Here is a 22445-nt window from a genome sequence, read left to right as displayed (position 1 = left end):
AGGATATTTATCATAAAGGAATACGGTTTTATCATAGTAATACACAAGCATAAAACTAATCAAAAGTCACACCGTCATTACCTTCTTTATATACATCAGCAGCAATTTCATATTAAGTGAAATGGAATAATTCTGTATATAGAATATATCCATCCTGAGTTTTTCATCCTCCGTTGTCTTGTCTGTACTATACACATCAGCATAGCTTATTATGCCAGGCTTTACCCTGAATCGATATGAATACTTGGGATTTTGCTTTCTGGCTATTTCTGCATCATTGACAGTTACAGATTTTGGGCCAAAGACAGACATCGTGCCGGTAAATACATTGAACAATACCGGAAATTTTTTATTAGCGCGGCTTAAGCCATTATCCGCCTTACCACCAAAAGAATACTGTTCAAAGACTCTCTCATTTTTTCCAATGCTGGGCGTTTTTATGACCGTTCCCATTTCTGTATCTTTGTTAATGATGAATCTGCTGATCCATAGTGGAATTGCCAAAACCATTAAAAAGCCTGACATCAGAACGTCCATGGTTCTCACTATACATCTCGTGTCCCAGCGAACATTATATTCCTTGATTTCAAGCATCGGTGCATCAAACAGATTCATTTGATCCGATGCCTGAAGAATAATATCCTGAATATCCGGAAGTATATATACCCTGATATAGTGTCTGTAACAAAAATCTACAAGTTCGTTTCTCAAAGCCAGATCCATCTCTCCAACCACTATACTTCCGTACCACCGAAGGCACTCTTTTTTTACCTGCTCGATTCCGGAAGAAAGGTTCATTGTTTTCAGGATATTAAACCTGTCTTTTCTGGAGCCAAACTTTTCCCAAAGACTTTGTAGGTCTCCTTCACTGATAATCAGTGTCTCACTTGGCGGAAACACTCTTCTGTAAATAGCATCCGCCAAAAAAGCCCATATCAGAGCAGCCAGAAACTGCAGAACCGCCGTATTCAATATAGGTCTTACAGGCAACAGCCAGTTCCTCATCAGCGACAGCTGAAAGTATGTAATGACATTAGTTATGATGATAGCTGCAGCTTCAGAAACAAAAATATTGGAAGGTTTGAAATACCCTGTTTTGGTAGCCCCCACCTGCTTTGAACAAAACAATAAAAGCACAAAGTAGATAAATAATATAAGGATATGGCCTTTGAAATACAGTTTTAGACCTGCGCCAAATACATATCCATCCTGGCTGATTCTGATCGCACTTATTGCAGGATAATAGCTGTCAAACCATGTATATGCATATATAGCCGTATTTATGATAAGCCCCAATGTGGACAGCTGGACTACCGTAAATCTCCTGGCAGACTCGATATGATTGTGAATAGTGTCAGTTACAATCCTTCTATACGTCGCCCTGAATGCCCATAAGAATAAATATATCGAGGCAGATACAGGTGTGAGTCCTACATGATTTCTGTATAGATTCCATATCCTTTTTACCGCGGTATTCTTATTGGACGAAAGAGACTTCGCCGGTCTTCTATATGTTACAAGAGCCTGATCAAGTCCATAAGCCACAACACCGGTTCCCAGAATATTCCACCAGGTTGCCGTGTCCTCACTCCCAATCTCAGGCATATGGCACAGTTCTTTATCAATTATGTCTGTATCAATCAAAACTGTGGAAGTAAAGATCACAGTCCGTGACAGGGCGGCATTGTAATCCAGCTTCTTTGGCACGTGAACAACTTTACCGGTCGGATGCGCATTTTCATCACCAAATTCATAACCAGAGAAAACAAAAGCGGCTTTATGCTTTTGCATGAACAGTATTTCATTCTGCAATTTATCCGGATGCCATATATCATCTGCATCCAGAAATGCTATAAAACGTCCTGTAGCAGCATCAATTCCATTGTTACGTGTTTTAGCCGCCCCGGAATTAGCCTCGTTTTTCAGAAGAACAATCCGCTGATTCTGACTTTTCTTCTCATCATCAAAATTAGCAATTTTCCTGCTTATAACCTCGTAGCTGTTATCAGTCGAACAATCATCAACCAGTATAAGTTCCCAATTGGTAAAAGTCTGCTCGATTACACTGTCAATTGTTTCTTCTATATATAAAGAAGCATTATAAACAGGGACGATAATGCTTACTATTTCAGAGGCAGATACAGCCATAACTTTCTATCTCCAATATATACTTCTCTGATATTACTCTCATATTCCGGAAGCTGTGGCTTTTCAATCATGAATGCCATTGCATTTAGCCTATGGCAGATGCCCAGCATATTTCTGTATATATCCTGAGAAACATCTGAGAGCACCATAATTCCAACTTTAAAAAGCTCCATGTATTCAAATAACGCCTGTTCATCACCAGGCTCAAAATATTTCCCCGAAGAAAAAATATTACCATCCAATTGATCCATTTCCATGAGCCCGCCTATTTCGGAATCATTATCTCCAATACATACATATGTATGGGGACAAAAATGTCTTTTAAGCCAAAACTTCATGAAAAACAGCCATAATATGTAAATTATAATAGATGCGAGAATCTCAATTATTATAAAAGAAACTGCACCTATAACACCTGCTAAACATAAAACAATACCAACTATAAGTCCTAACGATATTGCAAGTACTGCTTCTGCTCTGATCAACTCGCGAAATCTCCTGCTGTATAAATCATTAAGCCTGAGTTTGACTATCATAGCAATATACACAGCAATATAAATCAACGGTGCAATCATTTTTATCGATGCTATATTCAATTTCAAAAACAAGAAAGAAAAAAAAGCCTGCATCCCTGTTAACACAAGGATACCAAGCTTTTGATGGAATTTCCATCTGGAATAATACTCTGGACTCATAGCCAACTCCCAAAAAATTTAATTCTCTGTCAAGTACTTAATTGTAGTTCAGCAAATATAACTATGATAGATTCTCTGTCAAATAGCTTACTTTTCCATCAATTTATTCCAATCTGTAAAAACAAGTCCCCATTCATTTCTGTACGATTGTATATCTTCCCAATCGGATACATTTCTTTGCCTATCTGCAGCATTGCTCAATTTTCTTAATATTACATAACATCCAAATGCAAAAGCTTGTTAATTCTGCTTCTATAAAACAGGCTGTTTACTATAAATATCGAAAAGGCCATGATAACAGAAACTTTCATAGCCATTATCATGAATGATAAATATGACGTACTGTCTAGAGCCACTCTCCTTGAAAGCAGTATGCCTATACACAATTCCAAAACATCGGTAAGTATAAGCTTTACAAACACATTCCTAGATCTTCCCCAAAAATTATGAAAATCATAACAAACCATCCAAACTGTCTGGTACAACATTGCAACAAGTGTGCCAATAGCAACTCCAGCAATTCCACATGGGATTACCAATATGATAGATAATAGTATATTTAAAACAGCTGCAATGACGTAACAACGCTGCGTTTGCCTGTAGTGCCCTGCTGCAAGAATCATAATATTATATGGCAATCTAATACAATGAAAAGCATTTGCACATGTAATAATAGCTGCAAACAATGGTTCAACATAAGAAACATCATTAATACCATTTGTGTACACCTTTACAAATGGTATTATTAAAATTCCAGTGCATCCGAATGCGAATACAACTCCTTTATGTAAAATCCATTCAAACTGCTCAAATACCTCTTGGAGCTTTTTGATATCTTGCTTAGCCCATAAATTACCAATAAATACACGAACTCCTTCGGTTGCAGAAATAAATACCTGCTTCATTCCAAACACCACCATGTTATATACCGAATAAACCGATACCTCAGAAAAAGACGTAAGGATAGTCAATACAATGGTATCTGTTCCATCAAGAACAAAAGCTGCAATGTGTTGAGCAATGCCATTCCACTTCTGTGAAATTGGCTCTTTGTCGTAAGTTATTCTTCTATCAATATTATATTGCCTATTAATGTACCCTCTAATAATTATGGGTCTTAGCAAAAAAATGATCGATGTAGCCAATCTTACTGTATGTATCCCTCTACCTTTAACTATAAGTAAAGCGCATGCTATAGTATTTACAATCTGAGTCAGAGATTGCGTTATGTACACAACGTAACCTCTTTGGTCAGCTATCAATAAAAGTGTATCTGTCAACCCTGCCAAATACTGAGCAAGAAGGCTTGTACTCATCACAATAATAAGCGAATCGACATACAGCACCGAAAAACCACTCTTAGATATCTTGGGATATGCAAACAAGAGAAAAATAACATACATTGCAAATATTATTGCAACGGACTTAAAGTATTTCTGTGCACTAACAACTATTTTACTGGCGACAAATTGATCTTTATTAGCCAACGGCTTATATAGCGCCGACTGAACTACTGCGCCTATTCCCATTTCCAAGAAGCTTATTACCTGAAGAAATTGCGTTATCGAGTTGATAAGACCATTTGTTTCAGAACCATACCCCCTAAGAATTAGTCTAGGCACTATAATCCCACATATAATTACTATAACTTTATTACCAATCGAAGAATATGTATTTAAAGCTAGTCTCTTATTCTTCATCTACACTTAACTCAATTAATTCTCCTATTTTTTTGTCATACTCTTCTGGCTCAAACTTCATAAATCCGCCATTAGGGTAGAAAGTAAGTTCAGAAAAATATACCCTTCCTTCAATCTCATACAAATCCACTCGTATAAAGTGCATCCCCTCCGACAACTTTCTTGCGATATCAATCATCTCATCAAAATGATCTAGTTTCGTTGGAAGTTGGTCAACCCCCTTGAAATCATTTCTTCTAAAAGGAGCAAATTCCCAATCGGTTGTCAAAAAAGATATTTGTGCAGTTTTGTGATCCTCCAAACCACAAGAAGCGTATAAGAACTTTGGCATGCCCTCAAAACAGTATAACTTGTAATCTACAAGCCCCATTTCTTCATGGATATAGACAACGACATCATCATTGTCTACCAGCCACGCCCCCCGATTTTTCTACGCTTTTCAGGCAACTTAATCAGTTTCCCAAGCTTTTCATCCCATGCTTCAGGTTCAAATTCTTCAAAGCCACCTCCCGGGTAAAAGGTTATTTCTCCAAAATATAATTTCTCATTGCATTCGTAAAAGTCAATTCTCACGAAAGATATGTCTTTACTAATCGCTTCTGCGATTTCCACCATCTTTTCATAATTAATCGGCTTAGCTATTTCTTTCTCAGATGAAGGATAAGGTCTTTTAAATGCCAGTCTATTCCACGACCGATCATAAATCGTAACTTTTAATCCGTCCTCTGAAAATCTGTCCGTACACACAAAGCTACAATACGCTCTTCCATTAAAGCACATTATCTTATAATCATTTAGTTCACCAGAACTATCTTCCATGTATTTCTCAGCAATAATCCTTGGTTTCACATGTTTGTATGGCCACTCTCTTGCACAATAAAAAAAATTGTTTTTTAAGCACCTTTCGATTTTCTGCTTTGCTGCTTTTTTATCAAATTTACTCTTATCTCGTACTACTACGAGCCCTCCAGAGTCATGGGTGCATTTAAGTACAAATTGATCTGGCAATTTATCAAAATCAATTTCTTCGAATTTGTTCCACACCCCATAAGTAGGAATTATATATTCATCTCCAATTATCTGCGAAACATATTTTTTTGCCTCACACTTATCTACCATCATCGTATATCTTGGATCTCGATCATATAATTTCAACCATTGCAATTTTTCGTTAAAGGTTCGTGGATTGTTTAAATTGAGTTGCTTTCCCATTATTTTTTTGTAAAGCCTTTTAACTTCTATCTTATCTGGTATTATCTTCTTGATAATGCTTTTAATCATTCCGGTTTACCCAACTTCCTATTTGCTTTATACGTAATATATGATGTTAAACTTGTTCCTATCACAACAACTAGTAAACAAAATGTTTTTTTTACTTCTATATCTGTTATCACCATATCCGAAATTGGAACTATGTAGCTAATAAATACGAAGTGGTATAAAAACACATACATAGAAATACTTCCAAGTCTGATTAATGTCGGTCTCCTTAGATATTTAGAAACACAGCCACTCTCATAAGAAAACACTAATACGCATGACATAGCCACTATTAAATCTATACACTCCTTCATTTCGCTATCAGCCATGTTATTTGTCGACAGTTGAAGATAAGTTGATTTCCTTGTATCCCAAGCTTGAGTAAAGCTCAGGCTTGGAGATTAAATTAATTGTGAACTTTTCACGACACTAGTCTTCTTTAATGTATGGTGTAAGGATAACATAAGCATAATAAAAAAAAACATGCTTGGTAATTCATGGTAACTAACCATAAACATATCTGACACTACGTATATCGCAAAATAATTCTCAAAAAAATTCTAAATTTATTGAATAGGGCACCAAGTACGCGTCTCCGATAAGCGATTTCGTATATTGGATCAAAAAAAACATTATTACTATAGTCATAACCAGACCTGATATCTTGCTATTTTCCCTCAACATCAGATTGGGTATTCCTACAACCGCACCAACCAAAAAATATAAACCCACTCGTACAATCAAGCTAAAAAATAAACCCAGCGTGTTAAATGATAGATATAAAAATAACAAAAATAACAGTTCATTATCATCGTTGAACAATCTATTACTTGCGGCAACAATAATGTAAACAAATACGCAATTCAAAATAATCACAGTATAAATACTCTTGTTTCCTGATACAATGAAATCAGCATATTTATTTAATTTTCCAACCAATCTCATCACGATTCCATCAACCAATATCAGAATAGCTATTTCTGCGCCATACATGATTAGCATTCTACGGGGAGTCAGCCATTTAGAGAAGAAAATATCATAAACAAACACAAGTGCAAATAATACTGCGCTTGTGTGAATCGAAACAGCTGCTAGAAAAAATGCTGTCCCTATAATTTTCTTGCTTGCCCTACTCTCGTTATTTTTTAAAATCATGTATGATGTACTGGTCAACCCAATAGCCATAAATTGCCTGATGACATTAAAGCTATAGCTGTACATCCCCATTACCACAAACATAAACAAACTCAGAAATATATGCTCTGACTTATTATATATAAGAATAAAAACGGGCAATAAGCCTATCAATGCCGTTACAATTATAAACATTGAATCACTGTCCGAAATGTAGCGAAAAAAGAAATAACAGAAAGCCGAGAAACCTTTTTCATATTTCCAGTAATCGTTTATTTTCCAATCCGTGAAAAGATTCTTTAAATCATCTATGTCATCCACTATATACTTTTTCAATCTGAGATATGAAATAGTATCCGCTCCAATACTATAATCACGCAGCATGACCCAAAGCACTAAAACACCGACGCATATAATATACATACGTTTCTTATTAAACACTATGTTTCCGCACTGTGAGTGTGTCAATGCAAAACATAATAATATTACAGTAAGGTTGATACAATATATAGCCATTATTTGTGCCTCAGATTCCTAATAATTCTTGGGTTAGCGTCAATATCCATTCCCAAAATACATATTTTTTTTCTATTGTAGCCCGTCTTCCATATAACATAAGGAAGACTAATTTGATCCCTGGTCGGGAACAAATTATATTCATCCCACCAATTCTCCATTAATTCATTTGTCTCTCCATCCTCATTGTTTCTTAGCAAAACTGTATTCTCGTACATGCCATTCTTATGAGGGTAACCTTCTTTCTCATATTTTCTAATCTGTTTTTCAAGAAGCTTATAATTTCCCCTTTTTAGCTTTTTTACTACTTGTGCTTCATTATAAATGCAATCTCTCTTATTATGAAAATGAACCGCAAACCCAAAGCCGCCCAATTCCTCAAGCCATGGCCTAACGGGTACTATAAGCTTAACTACTCCATCAATGTAAACAGTGTACTTGTAATCTCCTAAATATTTATGCGAAAGTATCTTTATCTTACGATTTAAATCAACTGCTGTTAACTTATTGTAATCATCAAATTCTGTTATATCTACCTTCTTCCATATAGATGACGATGGAACAAACTGGTCAGTGAATACAAAATAATCCACAAAAGAATCTACACATATAGGCTCGATTAAATCATCATATTCCCCCACTATGCATGTATATACCGCAACTCTATCTTTTCTTTTGTACTTTAAACTATTATTGCTACAATAAGTGTTAGTATTACCCGATGTAGAGTTAACTCTTCTCCATAGTGGAGCTAACATTATTCTTTTGAAAACGTCATTAACACGCGTCTTCAAGGGCTTTCCCTTATCATAGTGTGCCAACTTTTTTTTTCTATATACCCTAGTATTTGTTATTTCTAAATAATCCTGACTAAATGCCATTAACTGATGATAAAGCCTGGTTTCATTTTCTATATTCACCCATTTGTCCCCTGCATCCATCAATATACCCTTCAATGTAAAAGCGTACTCTCTCTATTTTTCTATCCTCGTAAAACAGCGTCTTTATAATTGCTTTATATAGCCTTGGTGCATATTTATATAAATTCCTACCATATATTTTTTTTAAATACTTATGATTTCTAAATATGTAATAACCACGTTTCGGAGAATCAAACAAGGGATGTATTTTTTTCCACAGAAACCTCTTTTCCACAGAATTTCCGGCTCGTTGATATAGATGGACCTCATTCAATCTGATAATTTTGATTCCTTGTTTCTTCAATCTAAGGCAAAAGTCAACATCAATGTATTCAATAAACAGTTCATCCCTAAAATATCCTACGTTTTCATATATTTCTTTACGACATAAACAGCCAGATGTGATGACAAAATTGACAGAAGAATAACTGTTATCTATGCTTTTCATACGCGGAATATTATCAATATCTTCATATGGAATTATTGTCGGTGATAAGACAGCTATTTCATCGTGAATATCTAAAAAATCTACCATTTTACTTATGTCACTGTTTTCTATTATAGAATCTTGATCAAGAGTCAATACATATTTACACCCTTTTTCATAAGCAATATTCACGCCTTCATTCAAAGCGTATGCTAATCCCATATTCTTCCCCAAGGGTTTGTATACACAATCCATTTTTTTAACATGTTTGCTAATATCATTAGAATCATCTGAATTGTCAATAATTATTAAAGATAAATCCTTATAGTTCATCAGATTATCTAGCATATACTCTTTTGGATTATACATAACTACTATAACAGCAACTCTACTCATTTAGTTTATCCTTTGACACGATGCGCAGATTACCACCTAACTCTTGTCTTTACCTATACTTTAAACATTGTATGAAATATCCTATTATTGGTCTGAATAGAAACATATATCCCAGAGGATAAACCTTTAAGAGCTTAAAGTCTTTGTGCATAACCGATATCCCTTGTACTCTCGACTTTAATGATCTTCTAGAAATACAATCTTTATCTTGCCTATAATAATACAATGGTTCGTCTATATTAATGCCTTTGTAACCATCTGCATACAACCTAGCAAACAGATCATAATCCTCAATTCGCCTTGTATTTTCACCTTCTGCGTAGCCGCCTACCGCCCTTATACATTCAGCAGTAAACATTGTGGCAGGATGAAAGAAAGGGATTCCATTTAAGAAAGTCCACTTTGTTGGTTTTCGCTTTTTCCTTTGCATAATCTGGTTAGAATCCCCTAGTTGATTGTAAAACACTTTCATAGAACTGCTTACAATCGAAATTCTCCCATCTTGCATAAATTTTCCATGCAATATCTCAATTCTATTAAGCTCACTTATGTCATCAACATCTTGAACCGCGATGTATTTACCGCTTGCTAACTTTATGCATTCATTACGAGCTGCTGCCGCATACCTGTTTGATGACAAAAAAATTCCTCTGACTCTACTATCCTTATCCACCCATTGTTGTATTTTTTCCTTACTTGAATCTGTAGAGCAATCATCACATATAATGATTTCAATATTTTGATATGTCTGATTTACTAACGACTCCATGCATTGATCAATATATTTTGCCCCATTGTAGCAAGCCACTATAATCGATACTAAATCGTTCATTATTGCGTTATCTCATTTCCTCAATGCTAAATTGCTTATAAATTATTCTCATCTGTTCTAATATCAGTCTATAATCATATTTATCTGACGCTTTTTTATTGTTTTCTTTCATTTCATTACATAAAGCTGGATTATAATATAGTTTTCTAATCGCATTTGCAAATGCTTCGGCATCATAATGGTCACACATTATCCCGTTTTCAGGTGTCACAAAATCTCTTGTCCCCCTGTTGTCAGCAACCACTAGAGGCAAACCACTTGCCATTCCTTCTATTGCTGCTAAACCTTGTCCTTCTCTTATTGATGGAAAAGCACAAACATCAGCTGATTTATATAATTCAGCTACATCAGACCTATATCCCAGAAAGCGCACCCGCTCTTTAACTCCAAGACTATTAGCCAATTTTACTAGTTTGTCCTTTAATTTCCCCTGCCCTGCTATAACATAGTATATTTCTTCATTCTTTAATTTACTTATTGCCTTAATAACAACGCTATGATTTTTATTTCTATTAACTTCACCTACCGAAACAATCATAAAGGCTTCATTAGGCACTCCAATTGAGTTCCTGATAACTGCTCTTTTTAAGTTTTTTTTCTCTATGCCCCCCGAATTAGGACCTACACAGACTTCATTTCTAATATCCTCACCACCATCTATACTTTTAAATTTATCTATATCTATTCCTATACCTGGAATATATATTGTATTCTTGGCATAAAACTTTTCTCTTGCTAGCTGATAGTCTTCATGGTTTATAGTTATGAGAACATCAGTGTATTTTGATAACCACTTTTCAACTGGATAGAAGAACATCCAGTTGATAAGTGGTGCACCTTTGTAAAAATGAAATCCATAGCTGAGTTTACATTTGACAGGTTGACCTGTAGCTCTGACAATCTATTTGTATATTCCTCTATCTGATATTCGTAATATTCTATCTGCCTAACTGCATCTGTTGTAAGAGAGTTGCTTTCTATATAAGAAGAAAGTCTTGCCAGATCTGCATCCTGCAAAAAGCCTATAGATGTTGCTATATCAGTGAAGGAAAGGCCTGTGCCGGAAGCTCTGAAGTCCGGTGCTTCTGTTGCCTTTGCCTGAGCAAAGTTTTTCATCAGTTTGAGCTGCGTTCTTAACAGATCCACGCTTTCTGAATAGTCATAGTCATCTCCGGACAGCAGCCCTGCAGTAACTGTCAGTGCTTCATTGTTGGCATATGTATCAAAGAAATACTCTTTGTAGCTTTCCAAAACAGCATTTAAGATCTGATTTATCTGTCCTGTAGAGAATGTCCTGTCATCATAAAAGTAAACAACATACTGCGAGGGATAATAGGATACATCAAGCAACTGCTGATAATACTGTCCATCATCCTCTGCCATCTTGTTAATAACAGTAATTCTTTCTACGGCATCCTCCGGAATAACTCCCTCCACTACAATATTTGATCTTACGTTTTCAATATATTCTGTAGATATTCCCAAACTATCCAGCGCTTTTTGTATTACCGCAGGGCTCTTTATCTTATTAATATCAAAGGAAGCACCGTTAGGATCCAGGCCACTTTCAATTCCATCATACTGAAAGCTGACAAGCGCTCTAGCATACGAACTGTGATTGAAGTAATGATCAATAGTGACTTTTATAAAGCCTGCAGCAACTCCCAAAATGATCGCTGCCACACATAGATACATATATAATCTTTTTCTTCTGTTCATGTTTCTGGCAACATCGATAAGGTCAATATACTGATCATTTTGTTTTGTATTTTCCTTATGTACTTCAAGGATTACTTTCTGCCCACTGTCATCAATTATTTTATTCATCTACTCTCTCCACGTTGTCTCCTTCTCTTTCTATTAATCCTCGAATTTCTCTTTAGCTCATGTGTTACATTGTTTAGCAGCAGCACTCCAATAACTGCAAGTAAAACGGCAAAGATAACAAACAGAAATGCATATATGTCTATAAACCGCTTATGCGTTGTCATCTCCTCGGTGGTTGTCATTTCCGGGTCATCCCACTTATGTCTTCTGGCATAACTTTCTTCATAGGAAACTGTTGTCGCTCCAGCATTTTGCACCACCTTGGGTGTTGTCGTATTTGTAGTACTCTCAGAAACTGTCTCTGTAATCTCATCTTCTGAATCTTCTACTGTTTCTTCTTCAGGAGCTTCAATAGATTCCTTAACTGTGTCCGCTCTGACATATCCTGTCTGCCCCAAATATGTTAGTCTGTACCAAAAATAGCCATCTCTATTGATCTTTTCGTCCGGTTGAGTCTTAATACCTTTGGGGATAACGATTAAAACGCCTCCATCTAATGAGGGTTCATCCCTTAGATTTGTGTTAGAAAGTATCATAATGAACATATTTGTAAGGTCTTCGTTTTCACTTTTTCCCTCATCCTCTGCATTTTCTGATGGTTCTTCAGTGCTCTCCGTTTCTACCTGATCAGTCTCATTCTCCTCCTGGTTCTGGTCCTGCTCCTGCATCTCTTCTGCCGAGTCATCTGAAGCTTCTTCGGCAACTTCCTCAGGCTCTGTGACAGGCTCAGAGGCAGACTCTTCTTCAACTTCAACGACCCTGCTTGCGATTATGTAACCGGTGGTTCCTCCGGCAAGAGATACGTGATGCCAGTTCCTCCCTTGTGAATCCTTGACCGTTTCCAAAATTGTAAAAGTATTCCCGGGAACTGCGTTGGCAACAACCTTCCCGTTTTCTGAGGCACCATCATATATTTTTTGCGAAGTCTGTCCGGATACAGTGTATTCCTTCGCCGCCATGGTCATTATAGGATCTATCAATAGAGCTCCGAGAATGATAATTGTTATGACTATGCCTGCTAAGAGCCATTGCTTCCCTGCAACCTTATTTCTTTGCATTCCATTCTCCTTGTATTACTACTAATTCTTTACACCTTCGCTGCTTTCGGGTAAAAACATGATTTTTATAGTTGCAAGTATTATCTTAAAATCCGTATAAAGATTCTGATTTGATATGTACATGAGATCCATCTGAAGCTTGTCATAGGGCTCAGTATTGTACTTGCCATAAACCTGGGCATATCCGGTCAGGCCTGCCTTAACCTCAGTCCTTAGCGCGAATTCCGGCATTTCCTCTTCATATACTCTGCACAATTCAGGTCTCTCCGGTCTTGGTCCCACAATAGACATGTCTCCTTTTAATATGCATATGATCTGAGGAAGTTCGTCTATCCTTGTTGCCCTGATAAGCTTTCCAACAGGCGTTATCCTGTCGTCTGCAACGCTGGCAAGTCTGGCTCTGCCATCTGCTTCAGCATCGATTTTCATGCTCCGGAACTTATATATGGTGAATTCTTTTCTGTCTTTAGTAAGTCTGACCTGTGAATAGAATATAGGACCACCATCATAGAGCTTTATGGCAATTGCAGTGATCAGCATTATTGGAGATGCGACAATCAGCCCAGTCATGGACAATACTATGTCAAATAATCTTTTAAGGAATAAGTAAAAGTAATCTCTATCACTCTTTTCATATACCTTTACAGGAAGATTTGCCATCTGGATCTCTCTGGCATCATCCAGCAGATAGTCTCCGATATTTGGCCTGATATAAACCGGAATACTATTGGTTGCACAAAACTTAAGTATTGCATTTCTCGGAGTTGAGTGAAGACCGCACAGCATAAGTGCGTCAGGCATCGTCGTCGTTATGTGCAATATTGTTTTTGATACGTCCTCATTTACATGTTTTACGCCATGTAACACAAACTTTCTCGTGAGCTTGTTGATAATGCTGAGTCCATTTTCTTTAGCCTGTTCATTGTCATATATCAACAGCACTTTTTTAGGTTTATTGAGTCTGTCGCATGTCAGAACTGCTGTCCTGGCCCAAATAACAGACAACAGTGAGCAGACAGCAATGTGAATCAAAAGAGGGACTACTGATGGGAGTTTTCTCACCAATAGCCATGCCACAACGTAGATAATAAATGATGAAGTTGTTAATGATATCACAGTAGAATATATGATCTCGCTTGGCTTCTTCAGGTCTATGTCAAAGCAGCCGTATAGTTTTGACAATCTCCAAAATATAACCGCATAAATCATAGAGACTGCGTAGTTGCCCCTTTCGTAAAACGGTTCATATAACTGCACTTTATAAAACTCTAGCCATATCGTAAAAAAGATGCCTGTGCATATGGCAATCCACAGACCTTTCAACAAAAATAAAATACCCTTGTTTATAACGCTGACATTGTTCATATCATTTTTCGATTCAGTTATTTCCTTAATAATATTTGCATTTCCCACTATTTTTCATACTCTTTCCCTCTTGGAAGTTTTGTGCAAGCTTCGCCATACCGGATATCTCTCAATATCCGGCTGACCAGATTTCATGCCGCCATACCCTGGGCAACGTGCCACTGGCAACGATTGCTTTAGATATGGGTTCTTAACTCTTCGCAACTATCTCAAGCCCTGCAATTATCCTCTTCGTATCTCCGAAAAGTTTCATTTCCAGGTAAGCCTTTCTCTTATGTCTGTCTACCTTAACAATGTACTGTTCAAATCCGAACAGAGGCCCTTTTAGTATCTTTACAATTCCGTTCTCAATAATTCCAAGAGACATATCCACTCTGTCTGTATGCCCGGTAATCCTGTTCAGGAAATCCTCTTCACTTTTGGTAAGAGGCAGGAACTGACCATCATTGCCCAGGATTTTTATATAACTCGGCTGTGAGCATATATGTTCGTGTATTTTGTCAGGATGATCTGTTTCCACAAATAAATACCCCGGAAACATCAGCCTGCTTATTTCCTTATATCCATCTTTGTGCTTCTGTTTCTCTGTCCTCGATATAAGAAGTATTCTGTTATACAGATTGCTATCTATATCTTTCTCAAATCTCGATTTAAACTCCTGTTCCTTAAGGGTTTGAACCCAAATCACATAAAACATAATCCAAAACTGTCATTTCTATTAATAGGGCCGGAGCTTAGTCCGGCCCAAACCACATGCTAGAGAAAATAGTGTCATGCATGACCTCCATTTAAGGAATGGAGAACCTTTTTTGTAATTGATTATTTATCTGATAACTATGTAGAATGTGCCAAGATCTGTTACAGCAATGTTAACCTTACCGTTTGTTACAACAACATCCGTTGATGTAATAGTGCCATCCTGGTGAATCTGGTATACTGTAGCTGTTCTTCCATCGTACTTGTTACCTACACCAAAAGCCTGCTTGAGCACGCCAAAACCAGTATTAATAGACTTTCCTGCTTTGTAAAGACGAAGTTTTGTCTTAAGGGCAATAGTTCCGCCGTTAAGGTTAGCATTCACATAATCATCAAGAACCTTTGTTGCTTCCTCTTTTACAGGAGCAACAACAGCAGTTTCAATCGAGCCCGGAATAGTTACTTCGCTGTAATTAGTAGTGATTCTTGTTCCCCCAACAGTTGCTGTGCCTTCATTCTTTCCTGTAGGTACGGCATAAATAGTGTTGCCTGCCTTCGCTTCTGCTGTCTCAACAATTGATGTACTTTCAGTATTTGTTGTTGTAGAACTGTCTGCTGCAAATACAGTTGATCCAACTACCATTGAACCAACCAAGACTGCAGCAATAATAGATGAAATCTTTCTCTTCATTGGTTGCCTCCTTTGCTCATATCATGTGGTTTATATTAAATCCTGAAAGGATCTAATACTTTAATAAATTGAAGTTCTTCCATTAAATACCGCCTGAAGAACCTGCCTGCTTCCATCTTCATTAATCCCCATAAGGGTGATGATGTTCCATGAGGAAAGGGCCTCATCCTGAAGATCTTTATTAATTACAGCAGTCATATCTCTGGTTTCAAATATGTCATCAAGGTACTTCGTATACTCTGCATAGTCATAAAAATTGTATTTTACAAGTGGCCTTTCTGTTTCATCAGTGCTATATGCTGCAAAAACTCTATACTGAGTCACATAATCATCGGAGTATACGTAAATGAACTCATTTTTCTCCATAAAGCTTTTATCAAGGTAGTTGATCAGTTCACAAAAAGGCTCGCCCTCTCCTGCATTTGCATAAAGACAGGTGACCGGATCCGTGAAGTCGGTCTCATTTCCCATGTCTATAAATATGCAGCCGGCTGAATTGCTTTCGTTATCCTCACCATGTTCCAAGTAATACTCATTACTATCGTCTTTTTTCAAAACAGGGTTATCGATAGACGTTCCAGGAATAACGATATATGCGCAAATATCAGAGTTCTTTTCTCGGAGCACTTCAAAATCCACTTTAACATCTGGGATACTGCCTTCAATCTCTTCATCTGTCATATTGTAAGACAACATCGCTGTCTCTCCATCTTCAAGTGAATCCGGCAGATTTTCTGCGTCAGCAACTGTATTTTCTTCAGTCTCTAGATCATCAAAAGAAGCAGTACTCTCAGAACCGCTTGTGTCTGACACTGCTTCACTGGTAACATCTGTTTTATCCTCTTTGACCATATCATTCCGGCTCGTGCCACCACACGCTGTGATAGCCATTGCCATCACTACAGATATCCCCAATACGCATCTATTTTTCATAATCACTGTCATCCATAGCCTTGCTTTAACCAAGACCATCTATAAATATATAACTTAATTTTAATTACTATGCACATAGTAACACAATTATTATATATCCATTTAGTTTACTATGTCTACATTTATTGTGAATTGATTATTTTCAACTTATTATCTTGTTAATAGAAAGCCGATTTTAACTACTTTGCATATAGTTATCATGACTGTGACTAAATTTTAATTGAGAGAAGGTGATATCTTATGGGAAGAACATCTGAATATAAAAAAGAATATGATACCAAGAATATCTTTTATATTAAGAAATACGGAAAAATGCATGTATGCCTTGCTGAAATAATCGATAAAAAACACATGACTAGAAATGCTCTTGCACGTGCCACAGATACCAGATTCGAAGTTGTCAAGAAGTGGTATGATGACTCAGTAACAACCATCGATTTGGATGTTCTCGCAAGATTTTGTTATGTCTTAGACTGTAGACCGGAGGATTTAATAAAGTATCAATTAGAGGAATCATAAAAGCGCAGCGGTTCTGGTAATAAGCCGCTGCGCTGCTGTTTCTACTCTACTTTTTCGTAAAATATATCTATGATCATGTTATATAGCTGCTCAGGATCATAATTAAATTCTTCATGTTCAGTTTTTCCAATGGTAGTTGTTCCCTCCAGGGAATAGATATTGTTAAAATTAAAGCTGTAGCCATATGTATTAGAGACCATATATGTAATCTCACTTGTAGTTATATCAGTAACTATATATGGCAGTAATTCATTGAACACATTTATGGGAACAGTAAAGTCCTTTGCTGTTTCTTCTTTTAGTTTGGATATCAATGCAGCAATATATTTTTTTTGCCTGTTGAGCCTGGTAGTAGCTGAATCAAATTCAGAGTGATCTCTGTATCGGATATAGACATGCGCCTCATCATCCGTTAGTGTATTATCTCCTTTTGGCAGAAAAACGCTTACCCCATCCATGACAGCCTGGAAATCATCATCCAGTGTTATGGTCACTCCACCAACAGCCGAATTGATTGCCTTTATAGCACCCATATTGATAGAGAGATATCCGTGAATAGGCAGATTATAAAAGAGATTTGAAACCGCCTTTTCTGTTCTCTCACATGATAATTCTGCTCCATCTCCATATCCATGTTGCAAACATATCTGTCCCTGACCACTCCCGATATAATCGCCATTGTCATCATATACATCTATTTCTGTCATGGTATTTCTATTAATTGTAATAAGTGAAACATTTTTAGTGTGTGGATTAAACACTGCAAGCATTATAAGATCAGCCTGTCCTCCGTCAACGCCTGATTCTACTGCCTTAACCTTCCCTGTTTTATCTATTCCCATCACCAGAAATGTCAGAATATCTTCATTATATTGATATATGTCTCCATTATATCGCACCCAACCCTTTTTCCATGTAACATCGTTCTGCGCCTCTGCAGCTTGGGATTCTTCAGGCTCTATGCTCTCCATTATTGGTGCGCTGCTTTCAGCTTTGTCGTAGAGATCATTCCTTCCCTTTGCATTCAGAACTATCCATGCAATAATCCCTGACAAAACAAAAATGGCGAGAACAGAAAGCACCACAATCAGGATGATCTTGCGTTTTCTTTTCTTTGTTTTGGTATCTTTTTTCTTACCGGCACCGCCTGCATCAGCTAAAGCTCCGTCCTCGTTTTCGACATCTGCAACACTGTCTGTCATGGTTTCTTCTATCATATTGCTTTCTTCTGCTTTGTTGGTTTCTTCAACGGTATCACTGCAGAAAGCTTCTGCATTATCGAAAGCATCCGTATTAACTACAGCTCCCGTATCATCAGATGTCTCCGCATCATCTACAGCTTCAGTCACCTCATCAATATTATTGTCATCAGCCACACCGTTTTCTTTTTCAATCCCATTGTTCATCTTTATTACCTCATTTATAGTTACTATAAGCATAGTATACCACATTCGATTCTTTTAATAAAAAAGCAGGATGTCAATGTAATATGGCATCCCACTGTCAACTCCCAAAAGTTTTAAACCTATATGCCTCGAAGCCTCCACTCCAGGCGCTTCGAAGCTGTTTATTCACACTTCGTCCGGCACAGAGTTGATGTAACTCATGATGTCTTCATATGATCGTTACTCCCTCCTGTCGTAACTTCGCAAGCAATGTCCCGGTACTGCCAGGACGCTTGTTGGGGAAATCCCCAATCCCCTTGCACACATATTTTCAATATGGCTACGCTCCCTGTGGGAGCTAAATGAAAAGTCCGCCGAGATGATGGCGATAGAAATAAAAAAGATGGGCGCCACCTTCGGTAAAAAAGATAGTGCCCTAAAGAATTCAGCGGGATGGTTCCTGCTGTTTTGTTTTATTCTGTTCTGGTGATTCTGTGATTCCAAGAATCCTGTCGATATCATATTTTGCAATCTGATACTTTTATGACTACACTTCTATGTTTATATTTTTCCATATATGAACAATGTTCAATAATCATATTATTTGACCATGATTCCACAAAAATAAAAGGCATTTTAAATTATTGATATAAATGCCCTATTTCGCGATTTTTTACCATGATAGGACTTTTTGACCCATTTCCGAAAGAGTCATTTTTAATATCTTAATTTGAAACCTGTAAAAATAATACTAACAGAATTGCACGACAAGCACCTTATAGCAATCTTGAATCATCTTTGTCATTATACTTTGAAAGTACAATCTCTCCTGTCCTTAAAGTAGCTGGGACATCGATGACTCTTTGGTTAGCTGATCCTCGAAAACGCAGCATTAGATTCTTTTGCTCCTCTATGAATTCTCCATCAACTAGTACGTCCAACATAGAGAGAATTACATCTGTATCTTCCCCGTGACAACGCTTATTATTGGGATCAGTAAGTTCTTCCCATACGTATCCTGAGTAGATCCATATTGTGGCCTTTGGAACTTCCTTTTTTATCCTCTCCAGAAGGGGCCTTACCTCTTTCTGATTAACAACTTCCATTGGTTCCCCGCCAAGAATTGTAAGGCCATTAATATAATCAGGCTTGAGAGACTCTACTATCTCGTTCTCCACATCTTTTGTATATGGCTCTCCATAATTAAAGTCCCAGGTCATCTCATTAAAGCAGCCCTTACAATGGTGCGTGCAGCCTGACACGAAGAGAGAAGTACGACACCCTATTCCATTTGCCACATCTGTATATATAATCTGTCCGTAATTCATTGTACGGTCCTCCTAGCACAATTCCGGTCTTAAAATATCATTATCGTTAATGCTCTAATAATACAGCATTCTTGGAAATAAAAGTTTAGTGTGAGCGATTTATTTTGAGCAGTTGATAGATGGGTATAAATAAGCCCCAGCATGGCTCATGTTTTGAATAACATGAAATGAGTCATGCTGGGACGTTTTATGCCCAATATATCACTGCGAAAAATACCCGAGCGAGCAATAAACTTTTATTCCAAGAATGCGTCCTTATATCAGCATTTTGGGTTTGACATATGAAGAACTCGCTCTTTGATCTCCTGTGTACGTCCCTGATTCCAGAACTGTGTTCCGATATAACCACATGTACGTCTTGCAACGTTCATCTTGTCCTGATCACGGTTTCCACAGTTTGGACACTCCCATACAAGCTTTCCATCAGTGTCTGTAACTATCTTGATCTCTCCGTCATAGCCACAACACTGGCAATAATCAGACTTTGTATTAAGCTCAGCGTACATAATATTCTCATAAATATACTTCATAACAGAGAGTACTGCCTCAATGTTGTTGTTCATGTCAGGAACTTCAACATAGCTGATAGCTCCGCCAGGTGAAAGAGCCTGGAACTCTGACTCAAATTTGAGCTTGGTAAATGCATCAATCTGTTCTGTAACGTGAACATGATAGCTGTTTGTAATATAGTTCTTATCTGTTACTTCAGGAATGATACCAAATCTCTTCTGAAGGCACTTAGCAAACTTATATGTTGTTGACTCAAGTGGTGTTCCATAAAGTGAGAAAGAAATATTTGTATCAGCTCTCCACTTTGCACACTTGTCGTTAAGGAACTGCATTACTTTAAGAGCGAAGTCTTTTCCCTTTGGATCTGTGTGAGATACACCCTTCATGTATTTTGTACATTCGCAAAGACCTGCATATCCAAGTGAGATAGTTGAATAGTTGCCAAAGAGCAGAGGATCAATTGTCTCTCCCTTGGCAAGTCTTGCTAATGCTCCGTTCTGCCAAAGAATTGGAGCTACATCTGAAGGTGTTCCAAGCAGTCTGTTATGTCTGCACATAAGTGCTCGTTTGCAGAGCTCTGTTCTCTCTTCCATAAGCTGCCAGAACTTCTCTTCATCCTTATTGGATGAGCAAGCTACATCAACAAGGTTGATTGTAACTACGCCCTGGTTGAAACGACCATAATACTTGTGATCGCCTTCTTTGTAATTCAAAGCATGTGCCTTATTATCTTTGTTGCAAAGACCTTCTGCTACATTCTCGTTATCAGGTGTAAGGAAGCTTCTGCATCCCATGCAAGGATATACATCGCCGCCCTTTAATTCTTTCATCTTCTTAGCTGAAATGTAGTCAGGAACAAGTCTCTTGGCTGTACACTTAGCAGCAAGCTCTGTCAGATACCAGTACTTTGAATCCTCGTGGATATTGTCCTCATCAAGAACGTAGATAAGCTTAGGGAATGCTGGTGTGATAAGCTGTCCCTTCTCGTTCTTTACACCAAGGATACGCTGCTTGAGCATCTCTTCGATGACCATTGCAAGGTCTTCTCTCTCCTGGCCTTCCGGTACTTCGTCAAGATACATATAAACTGTAATAAATGGAGCCTGTCCGTTTGTTGTCATAAGAGTGATAACCTGATACTGAATTACCTGGCATCCTCTCTCGATTTCTTTTTTAACACGCATCTCTGCGATTTCGTTGACCTGCTTCTTATTGATCTTCATTCCGGCAGTTTCAAACTCCAGCGCAACTTCTTTTCTGAATTTCTGTCTTGAAACATCAACAAATGGTACAAGATGTGAAAGAGTAATACTCTGTCCGCCATACTGTGAGCTGGCAATTTGAGCAATTGCCTGTGTAGCGATGTTGCATGCTGTTGAAAAACTCTTTGGTCTCTCAATCATGGTTTCAGAAATAACTGTTCCGTTCTGAAGCATGTCTTCAAGATTTACAAGGCAACAGTTGTGCATATGCTGAGCAAAGTAATCGGAATCATGAAAGTGGATAAGCCCTTCTTCATGTGCCTTAACAACATCTTCAGGAAGAAGGAATCTTTTTGTGATATCTTTTGATACCTCTCCTGCCATGTAATCTCTCTGAACACTGTTTACTGTAGGGTTCTTGTTGGAATTTTCCTGCTTAACCTCTTCGTTGCTGCACTCAATAAGAGACATGATCTGCTCGTCAGTTGTATTGGACTTTCTGACAAGAGCATGTTTGTAACGGTATGTGATGTACTTTCTGGCAACTTCAAGTTTACCTGATCTCATGAGGCCATCCTCTACCATATCCTGGATTTCCTCAACGCTAGCTGCACGTGTAAGTGAAGCGCACTGTCTCTCTACTGCACTCTCAATATCACTTATCTGACCGGCTGTAAGCTTTTTCTCATCAGTCACTTCGTTGTTGGCTTTTTGAATAGCAGCGATAATCTTGTCGCCATTAAACAGTACTTCCTTACCGCTTCTCTTAATGATTTTCATAAGAACCCCCTTCTTTTTTTCTGATAATTCTTTTAAAAATTTTATTCTTCTCATAAATTTGACATGTTTATTCCTCGTGCAATAAACATGTCAGCAATGTCACTTAATACTATATGTTGTGTT

Annotated in this window: 20 protein-coding genes; 1 reads left to right on the top strand and 19 read right to left on the bottom strand. The window is 37.4% G+C overall.

Annotated features, from left to right (window positions below; all coding sequences use genetic code 11):
• Positions 1-66: 66 nt before the first annotated feature.
• The 16 genes from J6O61_RS15530 to J6O61_RS15455 form a co-directional block, all read right to left on the bottom strand.
• The gene (locus tag J6O61_RS15530; RefSeq protein WP_292215047.1) at positions 67-2148 is read right to left on the bottom strand and encodes a glycosyltransferase; all 2082 of its coding nucleotides are present in this window, start codon (positions 2146-2148) and stop codon (positions 67-69) included.
• Positions 2124-2843 (bottom strand): hypothetical protein, encoded by a 720-nt coding sequence (locus tag J6O61_RS15525; protein ID WP_292215045.1) that lies wholly within the window; start codon positions 2841-2843, stop codon positions 2124-2126. Before J6O61_RS15525 ends, J6O61_RS15530 begins: the two co-directional genes overlap by 25 nt.
• Positions 2844-3055: 212 nt before the next feature.
• Entirely contained in the window at positions 3056-4543 is a 1488-nt protein-coding gene (locus tag J6O61_RS15520) for a lipopolysaccharide biosynthesis protein (RefSeq protein WP_292215043.1), read from the bottom strand.
• Positions 4533-4913: an ATP-grasp fold amidoligase family protein gene (locus J6O61_RS15515; protein WP_292215041.1), complete on the bottom strand. Its 381-nt coding sequence runs from the start codon at positions 4911-4913 to the stop codon at positions 4533-4535. Before J6O61_RS15515 ends, J6O61_RS15520 begins: the two co-directional genes overlap by 11 nt.
• A gap of 35 nt (positions 4914-4948) precedes the next feature.
• Positions 4949-5824: an ATP-grasp fold amidoligase family protein gene (locus tag J6O61_RS15510; protein WP_292215039.1), complete on the bottom strand. Its 876-nt coding sequence runs from the start codon at positions 5822-5824 to the stop codon at positions 4949-4951.
• Positions 5825-6352: 528 nt separating this feature from the next.
• The gene (locus J6O61_RS15505; RefSeq protein ID WP_292215059.1) at positions 6353-7360 is read right to left on the bottom strand and encodes an EpsG family protein; all 1008 of its coding nucleotides are present in this window, start codon (positions 7358-7360) and stop codon (positions 6353-6355) included.
• A gap of 92 nt (positions 7361-7452) precedes the next feature.
• Positions 7453-8394 (bottom strand): glycosyltransferase domain-containing protein, encoded by a 942-nt coding sequence (locus tag J6O61_RS15500; RefSeq protein WP_292215037.1) that lies wholly within the window; start codon positions 8392-8394, stop codon positions 7453-7455.
• Positions 8357-9196 (bottom strand): glycosyltransferase, encoded by an 840-nt coding sequence (locus J6O61_RS15495; RefSeq protein WP_292215036.1) that lies wholly within the window; start codon positions 9194-9196, stop codon positions 8357-8359. The genes J6O61_RS15500 and J6O61_RS15495 overlap by 38 nt, the downstream gene beginning before the upstream one ends.
• A gap of 49 nt (positions 9197-9245) precedes the next feature.
• Positions 9246-10028 carry a glycosyltransferase family 2 protein gene (locus tag J6O61_RS15490; protein WP_292215034.1) on the bottom strand — a complete coding sequence of 261 codons (783 nt, stop codon included), beginning with the start codon at positions 10026-10028 and terminating at the stop codon, positions 9246-9248.
• Positions 10029-10035: 7 nt separating this feature from the next.
• The gene (locus J6O61_RS15485; protein WP_292215032.1) at positions 10036-10845 is read right to left on the bottom strand and encodes a glycosyltransferase; all 810 of its coding nucleotides are present in this window, start codon (positions 10843-10845) and stop codon (positions 10036-10038) included.
• Entirely contained in the window at positions 10791-11855 is a 1065-nt protein-coding gene (locus J6O61_RS15480; protein ID WP_292215030.1) for a hypothetical protein, read from the bottom strand. The genes J6O61_RS15485 and J6O61_RS15480 overlap by 55 nt, the downstream gene beginning before the upstream one ends.
• Positions 11852-12913 carry an SH3 domain-containing protein gene (locus J6O61_RS15475; RefSeq protein WP_292215028.1) on the bottom strand — a complete coding sequence of 354 codons (1062 nt, stop codon included), beginning with the start codon at positions 12911-12913 and terminating at the stop codon, positions 11852-11854. The genes J6O61_RS15480 and J6O61_RS15475 overlap by 4 nt, the downstream gene beginning before the upstream one ends.
• Positions 12914-12934: 21 nt before the next feature.
• Entirely contained in the window at positions 12935-14326 is a 1392-nt protein-coding gene (locus tag J6O61_RS15470) for an exopolysaccharide biosynthesis polyprenyl glycosylphosphotransferase (RefSeq protein ID WP_292215026.1), read from the bottom strand.
• 142 nt (positions 14327-14468) lie between these two features.
• A complete protein-coding gene (gene loaP, locus J6O61_RS15465; RefSeq protein WP_292215024.1) occupies positions 14469-14975 on the bottom strand; it encodes an antiterminator LoaP in 507 nt (168 codons plus the stop codon).
• Between the two features lie 126 nt (positions 14976-15101).
• The gene (locus J6O61_RS15460; RefSeq protein WP_292215022.1) at positions 15102-15665 is read right to left on the bottom strand and encodes a hypothetical protein; all 564 of its coding nucleotides are present in this window, start codon (positions 15663-15665) and stop codon (positions 15102-15104) included.
• A gap of 60 nt (positions 15666-15725) precedes the next feature.
• Positions 15726-16598: a class B sortase gene (locus J6O61_RS15455; RefSeq protein ID WP_292215020.1), complete on the bottom strand. Its 873-nt coding sequence runs from the start codon at positions 16596-16598 to the stop codon at positions 15726-15728.
• Between the two features lie 240 nt (positions 16599-16838).
• Here J6O61_RS15455 and J6O61_RS15450 point away from each other — a divergent pair, with 240 nt between their 5' ends.
• Positions 16839-17117: a helix-turn-helix domain-containing protein gene (locus tag J6O61_RS15450; protein WP_292215018.1), complete on the top strand. Its 279-nt coding sequence runs from the start codon at positions 16839-16841 to the stop codon at positions 17115-17117.
• A 41-nt stretch (positions 17118-17158) separates the two neighbouring features.
• Here J6O61_RS15450 and J6O61_RS15445 read toward each other — a convergent pair whose 3' ends face one another.
• The 3 genes from J6O61_RS15445 to nrdD all read right to left on the bottom strand — a co-directional run bounded on the left by J6O61_RS15445 (position 17159) and on the right by nrdD (position 22322).
• Positions 17159-18523, bottom strand: coding sequence for an LCP family protein (locus J6O61_RS15445; protein ID WP_292215016.1), 1365 nt, complete (start codon positions 18521-18523; stop codon positions 17159-17161).
• 755 nt (positions 18524-19278) lie between these two features.
• The gene (nrdG, locus tag J6O61_RS15440) at positions 19279-19830 is read right to left on the bottom strand and encodes an anaerobic ribonucleoside-triphosphate reductase activating protein (protein ID WP_292215014.1); all 552 of its coding nucleotides are present in this window, start codon (positions 19828-19830) and stop codon (positions 19279-19281) included.
• 260 nt (positions 19831-20090) lie between these two features.
• Complete coding sequence (gene nrdD, locus J6O61_RS15435) at positions 20091-22322, bottom strand: anaerobic ribonucleoside-triphosphate reductase (protein WP_292215012.1); 2232 nt, start codon at positions 22320-22322, stop codon at positions 20091-20093.
• Between the last annotated feature and the right edge of the window lie 123 nt (positions 22323-22445).

The sequence above is a fragment of the Butyrivibrio sp. genome, from assembly GCF_017635265.1.
Lineage (GTDB): Bacteria > Bacillota > Clostridia > Lachnospirales > Lachnospiraceae > Butyrivibrio.
This window is presented reverse-complemented; position numbering and strand designations above follow the sequence as displayed.